We start from the raw sequence: 18,321 nt of genomic DNA, 5'->3' as shown, positions 1-18,321 counted from the left end.
GTCCCTTCCATCCGCCCGCTCTATTTCGTGGACGTTGTTTCTTCCGGCTCTTTTTTTGCTTCCTGTACCCCTTTTACGACCGCCTGCACAGAAGTGAGTATTTTCATTTCTTCGAGCCGCTGGTGCTGCACTGATATCTGAATCTTTTTCCCGCTGGTCCCGATACCTATATGACGTCCCAGATCATTTACAAGTCCGAACAGCGAAGCACCATCTGCTTCACTGCTTGCTTTTTCACCCACTAGAATAATGGTTTTGTTAGCCTCCTGGGAAACCGACTCCACTCCGGAAGCTTCCGCGCGCAGACGAATATTACTGAGAATAAACAGCTTTTCCACTTCCACCGGGTATTCCCCGAAGCGGTCGATCATCTCACTCTGCAGATCTTCCATATCCTCAAGTGTCTCAAGCCCCCGGAAGCGTTTATACATCTCTATTTTCTGCTTGGAGTCGTCAATATAAAAGTCAGGGATGTAGGCATCTGCTTTCATATTCATCTCCATCTCCGGCTCCTGCTGCTTCGGCTTATCTCCCTTACGTTCTTCAATAGCTTCTTTAAGCATCTGTGAGTACAAATCAAAGCCAACGGATTCAATGTAGCCATGCTGCTCTGCACCGAGCAGATTACCCGTGCCGCGGATGGAAAGATCTCTCATGGCAATCTTAAAGCCCGAGCCGAGCTCCGTAAATTCCTTGATCGCCTGCAGCCGCTTTTCCGCAACCTCAGAAAGCACTTTGTCGCGCTGGTACGTGAAATACGAATACGCTACGCGATTGGACCTGCCGACCCGGCCGCGGATCTGATACAGCTGAGAAAGTCCCATCCGGTCAGCATTGTTAATAATAAGCGTATTCACGTTCGGGATATCGACTCCTGTTTCTATAATCGTTGTTGTGACCAGTACATCCTTGTTGCCCTCTAAAAACTCCACCATGACTGATTCAAGCTCCTGCTCGTTCATCTGTCCGTGAGCGTAGGCGACCTCTGCTTCCGGCACAAGCATCGAAATCTGGTCAGCCATCCGGCTGATATTATCCACCCGGTTATGCATAAAGTACACCTGGCCGCCACGGCTGATTTCACGTTCTATGGCTTCTTTAACGAGCGTCGGATTGTATTCCATCACATACGTCTGTACCGGAAAACGATTTTCCGGCGGGGTCTCAATAACTGAAAGATCACGAACACCGAGCATCGACATATGCAGCGTTCTTGGAATCGGCGTCGCCGTCAGCGTTAACACGTCAATGTTTGCCTTAAGCCGTTTGATTTTCTCTTTATGAGTAACTCCAAACCGCTGTTCTTCGTCGACAATCAGCAGACCTAAATCATGAAACTGTACGTCCTTGGAAAGCACACGGTGCGTGCCGATCACAATATCGACGCTTCCTGCCTTCAGTCCCCGGGTCGTTTCGTTCTGCTGTTTTTTCGTCCGGAAGCGGCTCATTAAGCCGATGTTGATCGGCTGGTCGGCAAAACGCTCTGTGAGCGTATCGAAATGCTGCTGGGCCAAAATCGTTGTCGGCACCAAAATGGCCACCTGCTTGCCGTCCATTACTGCCTTGAACGCTGCCCGTATTGCCACCTCTGTTTTTCCGTAGCCGACATCCCCACACAACAGGCGGTCCATCGGACGTTCGCGCTCCATGTCTTCACGGATTTCTTCAATTGCTTTTATCTGATCCTCCGTTTCCTGGTAAGGGAACGTAGCAGCAAACGCCTGCTCTTCCATCGCATACCGGTTAAAGGCGTGCCCTTTCGTAGCCTCCCGTTCTGCATACAGCTTGATCAGGTCGTCGGCGATGTCTTCCACAGAGGACTGTACTTTGCGTTTTACACGCTTCCAGTCGTTGCCGCCGAGTTTATAGATTTTCGGATCCTTTTCTTCTGACCCCACATACTTTTGAACCTGGTCAATCTGTTCGACCGGCACATACAGTTTATCGTTGCCCGCATAGGACACGTTTAAGAAATCCTGGTGCACTCCTCCAACGTCCAGAGTTTCCATCCCCAGGTATTTCCCGATGCCGTGGTTCACGTGAACCACCAGGTCTCCCACCTGCAGCTCCGAATAGCTCTTGATACGTTCGGCATTGTTCAGCTTTTCCCGGCGTCTTGAGCGGCGCACCTGCTTGGTGAACGTCTCCTGCTCTGTAATGACGGCAAGCTTCTCCAACGGCAGTTCAAATCCGCTGTCGAGCCGCCCCTGCACAATAGCAGGCCGTCCCGGCGTAAACGGTCCATCCTTGTCTGCGCGCTCTGCTTCTACTCCGTAATCATCGAGAATTCTCTGCAGCCGTTCGAGCCGGTCTTTGGTCTCAGCGGCAAAAACGATACGAAATCCGCCGTTCTGCCAGCGTTCAATTTCATTTTTCAGTACCGGCAGCTGGCCGTGGAACTGCTGCATCGCCTTGCTCGTGACGTTCGCCACCCGGCGCGGGTGAAACTCGGATAAACTGCGGGTGAATAAAGAAAAAAGCACCTTCGGAAAATCGATGTTTTTCATAAGCGTATGGAACGGCACCGAAAGCTGCATCTCTACCGGCAGCTCCCCCTGTTCCACCATGTTTGTCCGCCATTCTGCCTCTTCTTCATCCAGCCGTTCTGCTGTTTCCTGTACCCGGCTCACTTCATCGATAAAAAAGACCGTTTCCGGGGAAAAATAATTGCTCAGGGTAGCCGGCTCTTCATAGAAAAACTGCATATATTTGTACAGACTTTGAAAACGTACGTGCTGCAGCAGCTGCTCCCGCTCTTCCGACAGGCGCTCCTGCACCTTCTGTTTCACGGTGTCGTCCTTGACCGTTTTCAGCGTTTTGCCCAGGCTGTCCTCAAGCTGCGAGGCTGCGCGCTGAAACTGTTCCGGATAAAGAATTGTCTCCTGAGCCGGGCTAATATTCACTTTAGTAATCTGTTCAATTGTCCTCTGGTCCTCCGGATTAAACAAACGAAGAGAATCAATTTCTGTATCAAACAGCTCCAGGCGCACCGGATTGTCCGCCGTAAGCGAGTAAATGTCAATAATACCGCCGCGAATGCTGAATTCACCGGGAGCCGCCACCATATCGGCCCGCTGGTAGCCGGAAGCATAGAGAAATTGCTGAAACGCATCCAGATCAAGATCGTCCCCGTTATGCAGCGGCCACTGGGCTGCTTCCCAGACAGCAGGCGGAGGCAGCAGGCGGCGCAGGCCGGCCACCGGGCTTACAATAATTCCGTCAAAGCCGCTGACCAGACGGTCAAGTACTTCAATCCGCTGTGACCTCATTTCCGGGCTCGCTACCGCAATTTCAGCAGAAATAAGCTCATTGACCGGATAAATTAATACGTCCTTCTCTGACCATTCCAACAAATCATCGTACAGCTTCTGCGCCTGATACAACGTATGCGTCACTACCAGCTGAGGCTTTTGCGTCTTCTCCTGGGCAAGCGTCATAAATAACGTTCTTGCCGAGCCGCTGAGCCCTGAAATCAGCTGCTCCGAAACCCCGTTCTGGAGGTCGCTGATAACTGCGCTGATCTCCGGATTGGAGGCCAATATCGATGGTAAACCCTTCATGCTCGTTCCTCCCTGTTTATGGCGATCTCTTTTTTTATCACGCAAAAGGGGAGCGGAACCTGGCAGTCCCACCCCGTTTTATTAATTAAACTCGTTCATCACTTCATCAAATGATTTACTGCTCCATGCTTCCGCCGAGGCTGCGGCCTTTTTGACTGCCTCATCCATATGCTTTCTCTCTTCCGGTGGAAAGGTGCCGAGAACATAGTCGATCACAGACGCCTTCTCCGGCTTTCCAATGCCAATGCGGAGCCGCTTGAATTCCTTCGTACCCAGATGTTCAATTAACGAGCGTATACCGTTATGGCCGCCGTGCCCGCCTTTTTTACGCAGGCGGACCGTGCCGGGAACGAGATCCAGGTCATCATACACAACTAGAACGTCTTCCGGGGACGCTTTATAAAAATCAAGCATCGGGCCTACCGCTTCTCCCGAAAGATTCATATAAGTCAAAGGCTTTACCAGTATCACTTTTTCGCCCCCTGCCATTGTTTCGGCAGTTTCGCTCCTCCACTTGCTTTTTTTCCATGACAGCTTCCACATGGAAGCGAGCTCTTCAACAGCTTCAAATCCGACGTTATGACGTGTCTTTTTATATTTTTTTCCCGGGTTGCCTAACCCGACAATAAATTTCATGCTGGTCCCCCGCTCTGCCTCGTACGTATAATGTTCAGGCTGCTTCTTCATATTGTACTAAAAAAACTGCTTCTTGACGTTTAAAACGATTACAGTGCTTGTCTTATTTTAAGATATTTCAGCTTAACAGCATAGCATAAATAAAGATCGCAGGGCGCCTGTAAAACAGAGTCGCCTGCGATCTTTATTTATGACGGAAGGCAGCACGCCCTCCGTCAGCTTTGGTGCAGTGATTATGAATTGTTGTTGTCGTTGCTGCCTTCTTCAGAACCGCCTTCTTCGGATTCTTCATCCGCATCTACAAGCTCAGGCTCTTCTGCTTCTTCTTCGCCTGGCTCTTCCGGCTCTTCTTCCGGTACAAGAACAGTAACAATCGTTTCTTCCGGCTCACTCGTAATCGTGTAGTTCAAACCTTCTGGAAGATCTGCTACCTGAATGGAGTCGCCGACATTCAATGTCGAAATGTCCACGCTGATGCTGTCAGGAATTTCAGCAGGCAGTGCGCTGACAGTAATATTGAACATCATGTGGGAGACAACGCCGCCGTCTTTTTCCCCTGGCGCTTCGCCTTCGAGGCTTACAGCAACGTCTGCTTCCATTTCGGAAGTCATGTCTACTTCAAAGAAGTCAACATGGATAAAGTAATCCTTGATGGAGTCAACCTGCATATCATGCACGATGACCTGGTGCTTTTTGTTTTCGCCTTCAATAGTCAGATCAATGATGCCGTTCTTCCCGGCTTCACGGATCGTTTTTAGGAATGTAACGTTGTCGACAGAGATAGGCTGGCTTTCCGTTTTCTTGCCATAAATAACGGCTGGAATCGTGCCCTCTCTGCGGAGTTTTTTCGTCACTGACTGTTTTGTTTCAGGACGACGAGCTGCAGTTAACTGCGTAGCCATGGTATTCACCTCATAATTAAATTTTATTTTCACGTGTTCGCGTAATTTTGCCCACTTGAGACAGAATTATACCAGAATCCACATCAAAAATCAATGGCTTATTCAAACCATTGATTTTCTTGTAGATTAATTAAACAAGCGGCTGACCGAAGTCTGCTCAAAGACGTTAATAATTGCTTTAGCCATAAGCGGGCCGACGGAAAGCTGTGTTACTTTATCGATATTTTTCTCTTCCGGGAGCACGATGGAGTTTGTTACGACAAGTTCTTCAATCCTGGAATTTTCGATTCTTTCTATTGCCGGGCCGGAAAGTACCGGATGGGTGCAGCACGCATACACATGGTTTGCGCCCGACTCGATTAACGCATCCGCTGCGAGAGTAATTGTTCCGGCGGTATCAATAATATCATCAATAATGATTGCCGTTTTGCCTTTTACGTCACCGACGATATTCATAACCTCTGAAACATTTGGACGCGGCCGGCGCTTATCAATAATCGCAATAGGAGCCTTTAAGCGGTCTGCCATTCTGCGTGCGCGCACCACGCCTCCGTGGTCAGGCGATACAATAACGAGATCTTCCAGGCCTTTTTCGTTGAAGTGACGGGACAAAATAGGCTCTCCCTGCAGCTGATCCACCGGAATATCGAAGAATCCCTGAATTTGCGTCGCGTGCAGGTCCAGGCTCAAAATTCTGGTCGCTCCAGCTGTTTCCAGCAGATTGGCAATCAGCTTGGCTGTAATAGGCTCTCTCGCCCGGGCCTTACGGTCCTGACGTGCGTAACCGTAATAGGGGAGGACAACGCTGATCGTTTTTGCCGAAGCCCGCTTCATGGCATCGATCATAATCAAAAGCTCCATTAGATGTTCATTGGCCGGGTCTGAAGTTGACTGGACCAAAAAGACATCGCAGCCGCGGATACTTTCTTCAATGTTTATCTGCACTTCGCCGTCACTGAATCGTTTTACAGAGCTGAGCCCCATTGTTGTACCGATCTGTTCAACAATTTCCTCTGCGAGCCTTGGATTCGAGTTCAGGGTGAATACTTTCAAATTGGAGCGATCCATCGTGGACATTTTTTAATTCCCTCCGTCACTTGTTTTGCTTTTTATCTGCATTTAATTTTTCACTTACATAGTTTTCTTTATTCGTCTGCCTTGCCCGTGCAATGGAAAGCGCATCCTCCGGTACATCCGAAGTAATAGTGGAACCTGCTGCTACGTAAGCGCCTTTCCCAACGTTTACCGGAGCTACAAGATTGGAGTTGCATCCAATAAATACGTTATCTTCGATTTTCGTTAAATGCTTGCCCATACCGTCGTAATTAACAGTGATGGAGCCGCAGCCGATATTCACATTTTTTCCTACCTCTGCATCTCCAATGTAGCTGAGGTGGGACGTTTTGCTTCCCTGTCCGATGGAGGCTTTCTTGATTTCAACAAAATTGCCGATTTTGGCTTCATCACCGATTGACGAAGCCGGCCGGACGTGGGCATAAGGGCCGATTTGTACGGAGTTTCCTACCTCGCTGTCCGTCACTGTCGATTGACGGACCACTGTTTCGCTGCCAATGACTGCGTTGCTGATTTCTGAATGCGGGCCGAGCTGGCAGGAGGTTCCTACATGTACACTGCCGCGGAGAATTGTCCCGGGCTCAATTACTGTATCAGCACCGATCACAGATTCCTTGGAGATATAAGTATTCTCCGGATCAATGATAGTTACTCCCTGTCGCATCCAATGTTCATTAATGCGGCGCTTCATGGCTTTTTCAGCCTGGGATAAAGCCACACGATCGTTCACCCCGATTGTCTCAGAAAAGTCTGGGGTGGTCCAGGCAGATACGGTTTCTCCCTGTTCCTGAAGGATACCAATAACATCCGGAAGGTAATATTCCCCCTGAACGTTGTTGTTATCCACCTGGCTGAGGGCATGAAACAAGGCTTCATTATCAAAGCAGTAGGTCCCCGTATTAATTTCCCGGATGCTTTTTTCCGTTTCGTCTGCATCCTTATGTTCAACGATACGGACAACTTCCCCGCTGCCGCCCCGGATGACCCGTCCGTACCCGGCGGGGTCGTCTGCTACGGCTGTTAAAATGCTTGCTTTTGCTTCCGTTTGTTCATGATGATCCATCAGCGCCTGCATCGTGCTCCCCTGGATCAGTGGAGTATCTCCACACGCAACGATAGTTGTTCCTTTTTTCCCCTCAAGCATCTGCCTTGTCTGCATTACAGCATGAGCCGTGCCAAGCTGTTCCTCCTGAAGAACATAGGAAGTACGCTCTTTTAAATGCTCTTCGACAGCTTCCGCCCCGTGGCCGGTCACCGTCACCAATTGATCGACACCGGCGTCTTCGAGCTCATCCACTACGTGCTCCACCATCGGTTTTCCGCAGACAGGATGAAGTACTTTATAGAGACTGGATTTCATGCGGGTGCCTTTTCCGGCAGCTAAAATAACGGCATAGCGATTGTTCATGTAGGTTCCTCCATATGCGCATTTTTGTCCATTAAGAATAATATCTTAAAAGCTGTAGGTTTTCAAGAATACACTATTACCTATTCTACATAATGAACGTTTACCTATCCACCCGATTTCGTTTACAGCCAAAAATAAATAACGGCCCCATCGAGACCGTTATCGCTGCCCTGGTACGTATGAAGTTACGAAGCGCCGGCTTCGTTAAAATTTTTTTCTGCGGGCTGCTGTTCCTGCTCGTCATATTCTGCCAATACAGCGGACTGGATCTTTTCTCTCGCTGCTGACGAAATAGGATGGGCAATATCACGGAATTCCCCATCAGGGGTGCGTTTACTCGGCATAGCAACAAAGAGACCGTTATTTCCATCAATGACCCGAATATCATGGACCACAAACTCTTCATCAAATGTAATAGAAGCAATCGCTCTCATCCGTCCATCAGTATTTACCCGGCGCAGCCTGACATCTGTTACCTGCATGTTTTCACCACCTTTGGTTTATTAACTCTCTCATCTATATGTATCTCTTCTTTCGCATCAAGCGTAAAGAGGCTGATTATTGATTTCTATATTATTCCGCAAAGTCCTGCCCGGACAAAAAATCGTCTGCAGATATATTTGATTTAAAGTATATAAACATGTATTCAGTATAACGATGTTTCATGTATGTTACCATATCTTTTTGCTCGAGCTAAAAGTCCTGTCTTTAAAAATCTCTCCGTTATTCTTCTTATCGGCCTGTTTTATGCTCTTTTCTACCCATATCGCAAAAAAACAGCACCCCGGCTGCCATTCGCGAAGGCAGCACAGAGCACTGTTTTTTATGAAGCCAGTAAAGCAATAACTTCAATTTCCACTTTTACATCCTTAGGGAGACGGGCGACTTCGACACAAGAACGGGCCGGCTGATGCTCCTGAAAGTAAGAACCATACACTTCATTAATAACCGGAAATTCATCCATATCTTTAATAAATACGGTTGCCTTAATAACATGATTCAGCGAAGAACCGGCTTCAGCAAGTACTGCCTGCAGATTCTGAAAAACCTGGTGCGTCTGCTCTTCAACTCCACCGCTTACAACTTCACCAGCCGTCGTTAAAGGAATCTGGCCGGAGCTGTAAAATACATTGTTTACCTTAATGCCCTGCGAATACGGACCAATAGCCTCTGGAGCCTGCTTAGTAAATACTTCCTTCATCGTGATCTCTCCTTTTCGAGCTTTGTTAGAAAATTACCGGGAACTACACGGATGTTTTTTGTCTTTTCGTTTACCTCTTCCACTCTTGCGATGCTTACGTAATCATCCACCAGACGCTCTCCCGCGCCTTCAGCTTCCACAAGCACTCCGATGCCTGCCACATTTGCCCGGAACTCCTGCAGCAGCTCTATCATTCCGCTCACCGTACCGCCTGCTTTCATGAAATCATCCACTACAAGGACGTTAGATCCTTCCGGCAGGCTCCTCCGCGCTAAGGACATTGTCTGAATGCGTCTCGATGAACCTGACACGTAATTGATGCTCACGGTCGATCCTTCCGTAACCCGGTGGTCTCTTCGGACAATACTTACAGGTACGTCAAGATACGTACCAATCGCGTGTCCAAGCGGGATGCCTTTCATAGCCACAGTGACAATGGCATCAATCTGCCTGTCCGCAAAAACAGAAGCAAACATTTTCCCCACTTCGTTCATCGTACGTGGACGCCCAAGGATATCCATCATATATAAATACCCTCCAGGCAGCAGCCGTTCTTTGTTTTCCAGTTTTTCACACAGGTCTCCGACAAACAATTCTGCGGTGCTTTTTTCCACTTTTGGTACATATCGCACGCCGCCGCTCGCGCCTGCTACCGTACGCAGTGCACCAACACCCTGGGTTTCAAAAATTTCTTTAATGATAGTCAAATCTTCACTTACCGAGGATTTGGCGGAATCATACCTCTCCGTAAAATAACCAAGAGAGATAAGTTCATGTGGATGCTGCAGTAAAAAATTGGTCATATCAACCAATCGGCCGCTTCGTTTCAGTTTTTTCATGCTTACCTCCGTAAAATCCGAATATTTAGCAAGAATATACCATTTTCATACGGATTTTATCAAGCGTTTCGGTTGTTCAACAGGCGAACCGCGTACACTTGGGAGCAGAAACCACGCAACGCATTATACACACGGCTTACTTTGCTTTCCTTATCCACCAGTCCGAAAACAGTAGGACCGCTGCCGCTCATCAGTGCAGCATCCACACCGGAATCGAGCATGCGGGCTTTAATCTGCCCCACTTCGGGATAAAGCGGCAGAGTTACTTCTTCAAGGGTATTGGATAAAGAGCGGCAAAGCTGTTCATAATTGTTATTCCGAATCGCTTCCACCATCGCCGGGGTCATCTCCTGGCGTTTTTTAGCCGCGTCGATTCTGCGGTAAATTTCCCCGGTGGAAACACCTGTAGGAGGTTTAGCTAAAATTACCCAACAGGACGGGGGCGGGTCAATGTGCTCAATCTGCTCTCCCCGTCCGGTAGCAATCGCCGTTCCCCCGTGTACGCAAAAGGAGACGTCCGAGCCGATCAGCGCCCCAATTTCTGCCAGTTCCTCCATGTCCGCGCCGATTTCCCACAGCTCATTCACCCCCCGCAGCGTAGCTGCGGCATCACTGCTGCCACCGGCGAGTCCGGCAGCGACAGGGATGTTTTTATGTATGAAAATCGACACGCCATAAGCAATACGGTATTTATCCTTTAACAGCTTTGCAGCCTGGTACGCCAGGTTTCTATGGTCTTCCGGAAGAAAGCCCTCTGACATTTGCACGACAATTTTTCCATCTTTTCTTCGCTCAAACTCCAGACGATCAGCCAAATCCACCTGGGCCATCACCATTTTTACTTCGTGATAGCCATCTGCCCGTTCACCTAAAACATCGAGCGTCAGATTTATTTTCGCCGGAGCCTTTTTTGATAACTTCACCATCATTCTCCTTCTCTCATCTTCCTCCACGTTTACCGTACTTTCAACCTTCTAACATTTTAGTTGAAAAACTGCAGCATGTACAGCAGGAAAAGCTTCCCTTACTCCCGCAGGCGCACGTAAATTCGGAAATCGGGCTTTCGCCAGCCTTTTACTGTTCTTTCTTCAACATGGCTTTAAAAATGAAAAAAGCTTTCCGCTTAGCGCAGAAAGCCTGTATGCTGTCCGGGGACTGCATTCGTATGTGTTAGTTAAGCCTGAAGCTCTTCTTCTTCCGTTAGATACAGTTTGACTGTCTGGGTGAGTACATCTGTATAGCTGTAAGAAAGACGTTCGACAGGATGCTGGGCTCTGTCCAGTTTGACAATAAAGACGGAAGGATATGTTTCCTCTAAATACCCGGAACGTTCGACGGTTTTCTTGCGTCCGCCATTAGCAATTACCGTAACTCGTTTACCTACTTTTAAATCCAACGCTTCTTTAATCTCCACCAATGTTTTTCCCATTGTCTAACCCACCTCACTAAAAATTATGTTAACATAACCCGGGTTAGTTGTCAAAAATTTTTCATTATACCAATTCTTTAATTTGAATGTCAATTACTAAATCTTCTTTTTCCGAATGTCTTAAAATTCTTGATAAAAAGGAGCAAGTTCATTGGATAATAGAGCAAATTCCTCCATGGAAAGCGTTTCACCACGTCTTCCCGGATCGATGCCAGTCTGCTCAAACGCCTGCAGCAGTCTGCCTTTGCCCTCCGCTCCGGCCAGCTGGTTCAGCAAATTGTTCCAGAGAGTTTTTCTGCGCTGTACAAATGATGCGCGCACCAGCCGGAAAAAGAATTCCTCGTTCACTACATGCACTGGCGGGGCAGAACGTTTTCTCAGGCGGAGAATCAGTGAATCGACTCTCGGCTGCGGAATAAAAACGGTTTTCGGAACGGTCATCACCTTTTCTGCTTCCGCAAAATATTGTACCGCTATGGATAAGGATCCGTAGGCTTTTGTACCTGGCACGGCCGCCATTCGCTCTGCCACTTCTTTTTGCAGCATAATCACAATGTTTTTAATCGGCAGCCTCTGTTCAAGCACTGCCATCAGTATAGGAGTGGTAACATAATACGGAAGGTTCCCTACGACGGATACACTTCGGCACTCACTCATGTGTTCATGAATAAACGCTCCGAGGTCCACCTGCAGAATATCGCGGTGGTGCACCCGGACGTGCGGATAAGGAGCCATCGTTTCTTCAAGAATCGGAAGCAGGCGCTGGTCGATTTCGAATGCCTCCACCTGCCCGGCCTGTTTTGCGAGATGCTCTGTGAGGGCCCCAATGCCGGGACCCACCTCTATGACCCCGTCTTCCGGCTCTATGCCCGCTGCCTGGGCAATGCGCGTTAAAATGTTTGCGTCGATTAAGAAATTTTGTCCCAGGCTTTTTTTAAACGCAAATCCGTGTCTTTCCAGTATATCCTTCGTCCGCCCCGGGGTTGCTATATCCTTCACGCCTTCTCCTCCTCTTCCAATAATTGTTCATATGCTGCGGTAAATTCAGCCTGGCTGATTTGAAACATCTCCAGCCTTTTCAAAAACTGCTTTCCATTGGCATAGCCGATGTTCAGTATTTCCCCCAGGCGGGCGCGTTTATCTCTAGAGCCGCTTCCGGCGAACAGCCCAAGCTCCAGGAGGTCCTGCCTTGTCACTGCTGCTGTCACTTCCGGATGCTCTTTTTCGCTGCGCACGTGCCTTAAGGCTTCACGGATCGTTTCTGCAGAAGCGTGCTCCACCCCCAGACTCTGGCCCGGGCTCCCGAAGGCTTTACCTTTTGTTAAGAAAGCGTGCTTGCACCCCGGCACGCGCCGGCTGACTATCCGTCGGATTCTCTCGCCCGGAACGTCCGGATCAGTTAAAATAATGACCCCTCTCCGCTCCCTGGCCAGTTCAATCCGGCGGAGCGCTTCCTCACTTACTGCCGAGCCGTTTGTTTCAATGGTGTCTGTCTCCACCGCGTTGCGGACAGCTGCGGTATCAGATTTGCCCTCCACTACGATACATTCGTAAATACGCACGGTTACCTTCCTTCTAAGTCAATTTAGTCTTTTGCTATGATACAGCCCGCTTTTCCATTTTCATGGAAAGAGCGGGCCCGTTCATCGTTTACAGACGAAAAAGCTGTTTAGCGTTTTTTGTCGTCTGTTCAGCCAATTCCTCATACGGAATTTCTTTCAATTCTGCGATTTTTTCAGCTACCAGCTTTACGTATGCAGGTTCATTCCGCTTGCCCCGGTATGGGTGGGGGGCCAAAAACGGACAGTCGGTTTCCACCAGCAGCCGGTTCATCGGAATTTCCCTGCTTACTTCCTTAGGAAGCTTTGCGTTTTTGAACGTGACCGGACCGCCAAAGGAAATATAAAAATTCATATCCATACAGCGCTTCGCGGTTTCGGCAGTGCCGCCAAAGCAGTGCATAATACCGCCGACTTCTCCCGCATTTTCTTCCTCCAGCAGATCGACAATATCATCATGGGCCTCGCGGTCATGAATAATGATCGGCATGTTCACTTTCTTTGCCAGGTGGATCTGCCGGCGGAATACCTCTTTTTGTACATCCTTCGGGGATTTGTCCCAGTGATAATCGAGCCCCATTTCTCCGAGGGCTACAACCCGGGGATGGCCGGCGAGTTCCTCAAGCCATTCCAGGTCCTCATCGGTCATGTCAACAGCGTCGACCGGATGCCAGCCGACTGCTGCATAAATAAAATCGTACGTTTCCGCCAGTTCTATCGCTTTAGGAATCGTCTCCCGGTCAAAGCCGACGACCGTCATGTAATCGACCCCGGCTTCTTTAGCCCGTTCGATCGTTTCTGCGACTTCTCCTTCGAATTGTTCTACGTTCAGATGAACATGCGTATCAAAAAGCATCACATTCTCGTCCTTTCTTTAATTCACGACCGATCCGTTTGGAAGAGCCTGATCGATAGTGGCAAGCGTCAGTTCTTTTCCTTTAGAAGCAGCCAGGATCATTCCTTCCGACCATTCTCCCCGAAGCTTCACCGCTTTCAGGTTGGTCACACAGATCACCTTCCGGCCTTTTAAATCCTCCGGGGTGTAATGCTCTGCAATGCCGGAAACGACCTGACGCTTCTCATCCCCTACGTCAAGCTGAATTTTAAGCAGCTTATTAGCCTTTTTGACTGGTTCTGCGTCGATGATTTCCGCTACCTTCAGCTCCACTTTGCCAAAGTCATCAATTGTGATTTCCCCGTTTTCTTCTGTTTCCTCTTCCTCTTCTGCTTCCGCTTTCACTGTACCACCCATCGACTCAATAATATACTTCACTTCATCCTCCTGCTGAAGACGAGGGAAGACAGGCACGGCCTTACCGGCTACTCTGGTGCCTTCTTTTATATGGGCGAAGGATTTTGTCGTTTCCCAGCCTGTAATTTCTTTATCTATACCAAGCTGCGACCAGATGCTCTTCGGCGTTTCTGTCATAAACGGCTGAATCAGTATACTGATTACCCGCAGAGATTCCGCCAGATGGTAAAGCACGGAGCCGAGAACTTCCCGCTCGCTTTCATCTCTTGCAAGAATCCACGGCTGCGTTTCATCAATATATTTATTTGTCCGGCTGATAAGCTGCCATATGGCTGTCAGAGCCACTGAAAACTCCATCTCTTCAACCGCATTTTCTACCTTAGTGACGGTTGCCTCTATCAGCTCAAGCAGCGAAGCATCATACGGACTCGCGTCCTTCACATAAGCCGGGATGGAGCCGTCAAAATATTTGTTAATCATTGCCACGGTACGATTTAAAAGATTGCCCAGATCGTTTGCGAGATCATAGTTCAGCCGGTCCACAAATCCTTCCGGCGTGAACACTCCGTCGGAGCCAAACGGTACCTCCCGGAGCAGATAGTAGCGGACAGCATCCAAACCGTAGCGGTCAACAAGCGGAATCGGGTCCACCACATTACCTTTGGACTTCGACATTTTTCCGTCCTTCATCAAAAGCCATCCGTGGCCGAACACTTTCTTCGGAAGCGGCAGATCGAGGGCCATCAGCATAATCGGCCAGTAAATAGTATGGAAACGCACGATTTCCTTGCCGACAATATGCACATCCGCCGGCCAGTATTTTTGGTATTCTTCGTCTTGCTCTGTCGTGTAGCCGAGCGAGGTGATGTAGTTGCTCAATGCGTCAATCCATACATACACTACATGCTCCGGGTCGCTTTTGACAGGAATGCCCCATTCAAAGGTCGTTCTTGAAATGGACAAATCCCCGAGACCCGGTTTGATAAAGTTATTAATCATTTCATTCTTACGGGATTCCGGCTGGATAAATTCCGGATTATCTTCATAAAACTGAAGCAGGCGGTCCGCATACTTGCTCATTTTGAAAAAATACGATTTTTCCCGCACCTTCTCTACCGGGTGGCCGCTTTCCGGACTGATACCGGCGGTTACGTTGCCTGCTTCATCGTACTGTTTCTCTTCGAGCTGGGTTTCTGTATAGAAGGTTTCGTCCGGCACCGAATACCAGCCTTCGTATTCGCTCAGATAGATATCGCCGTTTTCTTTCAGCTTTTCAAAGATGATCTGTACAGCATCACGGTGACGGTCTTCAGTCGTGCGGATAAAATCATCGTAGGTAATATTTAATTTGTCCCACAGCTGCTTAATGTTCTGCGCTGCATCATCGACGAACTGCTGCGGACTGACCCCGTTTTCCTCCGCCTTTCTTTCAATTTTCTGCCCGTGTTCATCAGTTCCGGTTAAGTACTTTACATCGTAGCCTCTCAGGCGCTTGTAGCGGGCGAGAGCATCTCCGGCTACTGTCGTATACGCATGTCCAATATGAAGCTTTCCACTCGGATAATAAATCGGCGTCGTTAAATAAAAAGTATTCTTTTCTTCTGGCATATTTATGTCCTCCTTCAAAGGCGCGTAAATTCTTTTCCAATATAAAAAAGCCTCCGTCCGTCAAAGGGACGAAAGCTGCGCTCACGTGGTACCACCCAAATTTCCGTTATTTTTACAAACAACGGCTTATTTCCAGGCGCATCCGGCCCCCGGAAGTTCAGCGTTAACGCCGCTGACGGCCCGTCTTTACTGTTACAGCTCACACGGACGCCCTCCCGGACCATATTCTCTAGTTCCGCCGCACCGGTTTTCAGCATTCCCGGTTCTCTGTGCCGGCTTCTGTAGATACTCATCCATTCGTCGGGCCAATATTTTCTACACTAATATACTATGTGTTTTTTCCCTTTTCGTCAAAAATATTTTCATTCGACAATTCGACAAAATTAGTTTGATCCAAGTAAATATTTCCCTATTATAAATTTTTATGGTTTTTTATACATAATCAGACTGATTAAGTTCTATTTTTTTAAAATTAATATATAAATAGATGTATAAAAGGATTTATTTCTGTATAAGTGATTGAAATTTTTGTTAAATTTCACAGAAATCATAATTCAAATTCGTTGACGGTATTAGAAAACATTGGTATTGTTAGCGTACAGATAGAAAATGTCGAATTTTGACGAATAAAGCTGAATTTAAGGAGGACCTACCAATGAAATCAACAGGTATCGTACGTAAGGTTGACGAATTAGGGCGCGTAGTCATTCCGATTGAACTCCGCCGCACACTTGAAATCCAAGAGAAAGACGCTCTTGAAATTTATGTGGATCATGACCGCATTGTATTGAAGAAATATAAACCAAACATGACCTGCCAGGTAACCGGAGAAGTGTCGGATGACAACTTATCTCTTGCCGATGGTAAAATTATTCTTTCCCCTGAGGGCGCTGAAGCAATTATTAAAGATCTTCAGGATTACGTGCAAAACCATAAATCGAACGCTTAAGTTCACGAAGAAGCCTTTCCTTTCGGGGGAAGGCTCTTTTTTTATGATTTATTTAACCCGTGGTAAGCCGCATATACTTCCTGTTTTTTAACATTTCGGCGCTGGGCAGTTTTTTTAATCGCTTCTTTGCTCGATGCACCCGCTTCCACATACTTCCGGACTTCCTCCTCCATCGGCCCGTGCTCCTCTTCTCCGGATTCATCCGAAACAGGCTTTTCTACAATTAATACACATTCCCCTTTAATGTCTCTGTCTTCAAAAGCAGCGGCTGCTTCAAGCAGGGTGCCGCGGACAAACTCTTCATATTTTTTCGTTAATTCTCTTGCCACGACCGCCGGCACGTCCCCCCACTCTTCATGCAGAAAGTGGATCGTCCCGAGGAGGCGGTAGGGTGATTCATACAAAACAACCGGCACTCCTGACGGAAGCTTTTGCAGAACCATTCGTATCTCTTTTTTCTTCCGCGGCAGAAATCCATGAAAATAAAAGCCGCCGCCCCCGAGTCCGGAAGCCGTCAGAGCTGGCAGAAGAGCACTTGCACCCGGCAGCGGCACTATCGGTATTCCCTGCGCAATGCATTTTTGCACGAGTTCATCACCAGGATCAGATACCAGCGGTGTGCCTGCATCACTTACTATCGCCACCTGTTTTCCCTCTGTAAGCCACTGCAGAATTTTTTCCTGTTTTTGACGCTTGTTATGTTCGTGATAGCTTTCTAAAGGCGTATCTATTTGATAGTACTGGGTAAGCTTTTTTGTCTGTCTCGTATCTTCGGCCAGAATATATTCCGCTTCCTGAAGTATGCGGACGGCCCGAAAAGTAATATCTTCTAAATTCCCGATCGGTGTTGGCACTAGGTAAAGCATGCCGGTATTTTCAGTAGCTTGAAAGCTGAACTGCTGGGTCATCATGCCCCTCCTTCATTAACCGTTGTTTGTGACTGCGGGGAAGCTGCTTAATACGGTATTCCTCACGCATCGCCTCTCTTTTTGTAGGGAACCTCTGATGATAAACGAGCCGCACAGGCCCCCTACCCTTCGTATATTTTGCCCCCCGGCCTGCATTGTGGGCTTCCAGCCGCTTTTGCAGATTGTTTGTATAGCCGGTGTAGAGGCTCCCGTCCCGACATTGCAGCATATAGACAACATGTTTATTTTGTTCCATAGTACGCCCGAAACTCCTCTGTATACTCTCCGTCCGCCTTATATACAATAATCGGGGAAAGGCATTCCAAACCGGGCCTGCCTGCTTTTATTCCCTCTACCATCACAATATTTGCCGCCCGCCCTGCCTTTGGATGCACAAGCTGCATCCGCTTCGGCTCGATCCGGTATTTCTGGTAGTAGCTAAACAGCTCTGCAAGCCTTTCCGGACGAAGAACTATAGCCACCTTCCCTTTCTGCTTGGCTAAAAATGCAGCGGAACGGACAAATTCTTCCAAACTTCCGTGCTCCTCATGGCGTGCGTTTGCCAGCTTTTCCTGCTTATTTTTCATTGTCTCCCGGGCGGTATCAAAATAAGGAGGATTGCACGTCACCAGCGACCACTGATCCCCGTGATACCTGGAACGAACCGTCCGTACGTCTCCCTGCTGAACGGTAACCTGCCCTTCCGCTCCGTTCATCGCCATCGTCCGGGCCGCCATATCACACAGCTCGGGCTGTCTTTCTATACCTGTAACAGGAACGCGGCTCCGCTCTGTTAATAACAGAGGAATAATCCCGTTGCCGGTCCCAAGATCGATAATTTTCCCAACAGTTTTCGGCACAGAGCAAAAGTACGCAAGCAGCACCGAGTCAATGGAAAACGCAAAAGCATTTTCATGCTGAATAATAGGCTTCCTCGAAGGAGTATAGTCGACTCTCTCTCCTGCCTGTAATACCTCTTTCACTGCCTGAGCCCCC

The 18,321-nt window shown here is 48.3% G+C and carries 19 protein-coding genes; 1 reads left to right on the top strand and 18 read right to left on the bottom strand.

The window, feature by feature from the left end:
• Window positions 1–20 precede the first annotated feature (20 nt).
• From mfd to ACTRXH_RS11925, 15 genes are all read right to left on the bottom strand, one after another.
• Complete coding sequence (mfd, locus tag ACTRXH_RS11995; protein ID WP_474282264.1) at window positions 21–3,560, bottom strand: transcription-repair coupling factor; 3,540 nt, start codon at window positions 3,558–3,560, stop codon at window positions 21–23.
• A gap of 81 nt (window positions 3,561–3,641) precedes the next feature.
• Window positions 3,642–4,196, bottom strand: a complete 555-nt coding sequence (pth, locus tag ACTRXH_RS11990; RefSeq protein WP_474261163.1) for an aminoacyl-tRNA hydrolase — start codon at window positions 4,194–4,196, stop codon at window positions 3,642–3,644.
• A gap of 233 nt (window positions 4,197–4,429) precedes the next feature.
• Complete coding sequence (locus ACTRXH_RS11985; RefSeq protein WP_474261164.1) at window positions 4,430–5,098, bottom strand: 50S ribosomal protein L25/general stress protein Ctc; 669 nt, start codon at window positions 5,096–5,098, stop codon at window positions 4,430–4,432.
• A gap of 126 nt (window positions 5,099–5,224) precedes the next feature.
• Complete coding sequence (locus tag ACTRXH_RS11980) at window positions 5,225–6,175, bottom strand: ribose-phosphate diphosphokinase (RefSeq protein WP_091615026.1); 951 nt, start codon at window positions 6,173–6,175, stop codon at window positions 5,225–5,227.
• A gap of 16 nt (window positions 6,176–6,191) precedes the next feature.
• On the bottom strand, window positions 6,192–7,580 hold the full coding sequence (gene glmU, locus ACTRXH_RS11975; protein WP_474282262.1) for a bifunctional UDP-N-acetylglucosamine diphosphorylase/glucosamine-1-phosphate N-acetyltransferase GlmU: 1,389 nt from the start codon (window positions 7,578–7,580) through the stop codon (window positions 6,192–6,194).
• Window positions 7,581–7,765: 185 nt separating this feature from the next.
• A complete protein-coding gene (spoVG, locus tag ACTRXH_RS11970; RefSeq protein ID WP_474261166.1) occupies window positions 7,766–8,062 on the bottom strand; it encodes a septation regulator SpoVG in 297 nt (98 codons plus the stop codon).
• Window positions 8,063–8,403: 341 nt separating this feature from the next.
• Window positions 8,404–8,781 carry a RidA family protein gene (locus ACTRXH_RS11965; RefSeq protein ID WP_322525282.1) on the bottom strand — a complete coding sequence of 126 codons (378 nt, stop codon included), beginning with the start codon at window positions 8,779–8,781 and terminating at the stop codon, window positions 8,404–8,406.
• The gene (gene purR, locus ACTRXH_RS11960; RefSeq protein WP_474261167.1) at window positions 8,778–9,620 is read right to left on the bottom strand and encodes a pur operon repressor; all 843 of its coding nucleotides are present in this window, start codon (window positions 9,618–9,620) and stop codon (window positions 8,778–8,780) included. Before purR ends, ACTRXH_RS11965 begins: the two co-directional genes overlap by 4 nt.
• A 59-nt stretch (window positions 9,621–9,679) precedes the next feature.
• Window positions 9,680–10,543 carry a 4-(cytidine 5'-diphospho)-2-C-methyl-D-erythritol kinase gene (gene ispE / locus ACTRXH_RS11955; RefSeq protein ID WP_474282260.1) on the bottom strand — a complete coding sequence of 288 codons (864 nt, stop codon included), beginning with the start codon at window positions 10,541–10,543 and terminating at the stop codon, window positions 9,680–9,682.
• Window positions 10,544–10,794: 251 nt separating this feature from the next.
• A complete protein-coding gene (locus ACTRXH_RS11950) occupies window positions 10,795–11,049 on the bottom strand; it encodes a Veg family protein (protein ID WP_022792872.1) in 255 nt (84 codons plus the stop codon).
• Between the two features lie 120 nt (window positions 11,050–11,169).
• Window positions 11,170–12,048, bottom strand: coding sequence for a 16S rRNA (adenine(1518)-N(6)/adenine(1519)-N(6))-dimethyltransferase RsmA (gene rsmA, locus ACTRXH_RS11945; RefSeq protein WP_474282258.1), 879 nt, complete (start codon window positions 12,046–12,048; stop codon window positions 11,170–11,172).
• Complete coding sequence (gene rnmV / locus ACTRXH_RS11940) at window positions 12,045–12,611, bottom strand: ribonuclease M5 (RefSeq protein WP_474282256.1); 567 nt, start codon at window positions 12,609–12,611, stop codon at window positions 12,045–12,047. The genes rsmA and rnmV overlap by 4 nt, the downstream gene beginning before the upstream one ends.
• Window positions 12,612–12,699: 88 nt before the next feature.
• Window positions 12,700–13,464: a TatD family hydrolase gene (locus tag ACTRXH_RS11935; protein WP_474282254.1), complete on the bottom strand. Its 765-nt coding sequence runs from the start codon at window positions 13,462–13,464 to the stop codon at window positions 12,700–12,702.
• 18 nt (window positions 13,465–13,482) lie between these two features.
• On the bottom strand, window positions 13,483–15,474 hold the full coding sequence (gene metG / locus ACTRXH_RS11930; protein WP_474282282.1) for a methionine--tRNA ligase: 1,992 nt from the start codon (window positions 15,472–15,474) through the stop codon (window positions 13,483–13,485).
• 8 nt (window positions 15,475–15,482) lie between these two features.
• Window positions 15,483–15,671 (bottom strand): hypothetical protein, encoded by a 189-nt coding sequence (locus ACTRXH_RS11925; RefSeq protein WP_474261170.1) that lies wholly within the window; start codon window positions 15,669–15,671, stop codon window positions 15,483–15,485.
• Between the two features lie 452 nt (window positions 15,672–16,123).
• On the opposite strand from ACTRXH_RS11925, the gene ACTRXH_RS11920 reads away from it, so the two are divergent.
• On the top strand, window positions 16,124–16,417 hold the full coding sequence (locus tag ACTRXH_RS11920) for an AbrB/MazE/SpoVT family DNA-binding domain-containing protein (protein WP_022792877.1): 294 nt from the start codon (window positions 16,124–16,126) through the stop codon (window positions 16,415–16,417).
• 41 nt (window positions 16,418–16,458) lie between these two features.
• Here the strand turns inward: ACTRXH_RS11920 and rsmI are convergent, their stop codons facing one another.
• From rsmI to ACTRXH_RS11905, 3 genes are read right to left on the bottom strand one after another with little or no spacing between them, the layout of a single operon-like run.
• A complete protein-coding gene (gene rsmI / locus ACTRXH_RS11915; protein ID WP_474282252.1) occupies window positions 16,459–17,328 on the bottom strand; it encodes a 16S rRNA (cytidine(1402)-2'-O)-methyltransferase in 870 nt (289 codons plus the stop codon).
• A complete protein-coding gene (locus ACTRXH_RS11910) occupies window positions 17,294–17,581 on the bottom strand; it encodes a GIY-YIG nuclease family protein (RefSeq protein WP_474282250.1) in 288 nt (95 codons plus the stop codon). The genes rsmI and ACTRXH_RS11910 overlap by 35 nt, the downstream gene beginning before the upstream one ends.
• Window positions 17,568–18,308, bottom strand: a complete 741-nt coding sequence (locus tag ACTRXH_RS11905) for a tRNA1(Val) (adenine(37)-N6)-methyltransferase (RefSeq protein ID WP_474282248.1) — start codon at window positions 18,306–18,308, stop codon at window positions 17,568–17,570. Before ACTRXH_RS11905 ends, ACTRXH_RS11910 begins: the two co-directional genes overlap by 14 nt.
• Window positions 18,309–18,321 lie beyond the last annotated feature (13 nt).

The organism is Marinococcus sp. LNHM5E3-2.1 (assembly GCF_056034365.1).
Note: the sequence above shows the minus strand (reverse complement) of the source record. Positions and strands in the feature narration are given on the sequence as shown.

Coding starts and splice junctions, on each gene's coding strand:
- pth (WP_474261163.1), bottom strand. CDS start 4,196: ATGAAATTTATTGTCGGGTTAGGCAACCCGGGAAAAAAATATAAAAAG.
- rsmI (WP_474282252.1), bottom strand. CDS start 17,328: ATGATGACCCAGCAGTTCAGCTTTCAAGCTACTGAAAATACCGGCATG.
- glmU (WP_474282262.1), bottom strand. CDS start 7,580: ATGAACAATCGCTATGCCGTTATTTTAGCTGCCGGAAAAGGCACCCGC.
- ACTRXH_RS11965 (WP_322525282.1), bottom strand. CDS start 8,781: ATGAAGGAAGTATTTACTAAGCAGGCTCCAGAGGCTATTGGTCCGTAT.
- spoVG (WP_474261166.1), bottom strand. CDS start 8,062: ATGCAGGTAACAGATGTCAGGCTGCGCCGGGTAAATACTGATGGACGG.
- ACTRXH_RS11950 (WP_022792872.1), bottom strand. CDS start 11,049: ATGGGAAAAACATTGGTGGAGATTAAAGAAGCGTTGGATTTAAAAGTA.
- mfd (WP_474282264.1), bottom strand. CDS start 3,560: ATGAAGGGTTTACCATCGATATTGGCCTCCAATCCGGAGATCAGCGCA.
- ACTRXH_RS11980 (WP_091615026.1), bottom strand. CDS start 6,175: ATGTCCACGATGGATCGCTCCAATTTGAAAGTATTCACCCTGAACTCG.
- ACTRXH_RS11920 (WP_022792877.1), top strand. CDS start 16,124: ATGAAATCAACAGGTATCGTACGTAAGGTTGACGAATTAGGGCGCGTA.
- ACTRXH_RS11935 (WP_474282254.1), bottom strand. CDS start 13,464: ATGCTTTTTGATACGCATGTTCATCTGAACGTAGAACAATTCGAAGGA.
- purR (WP_474261167.1), bottom strand. CDS start 9,620: ATGAAAAAACTGAAACGAAGCGGCCGATTGGTTGATATGACCAATTTT.
- ACTRXH_RS11910 (WP_474282250.1), bottom strand. CDS start 17,581: ATGGAACAAAATAAACATGTTGTCTATATGCTGCAATGTCGGGACGGG.
- ACTRXH_RS11985 (WP_474261164.1), bottom strand. CDS start 5,098: ATGGCTACGCAGTTAACTGCAGCTCGTCGTCCTGAAACAAAACAGTCA.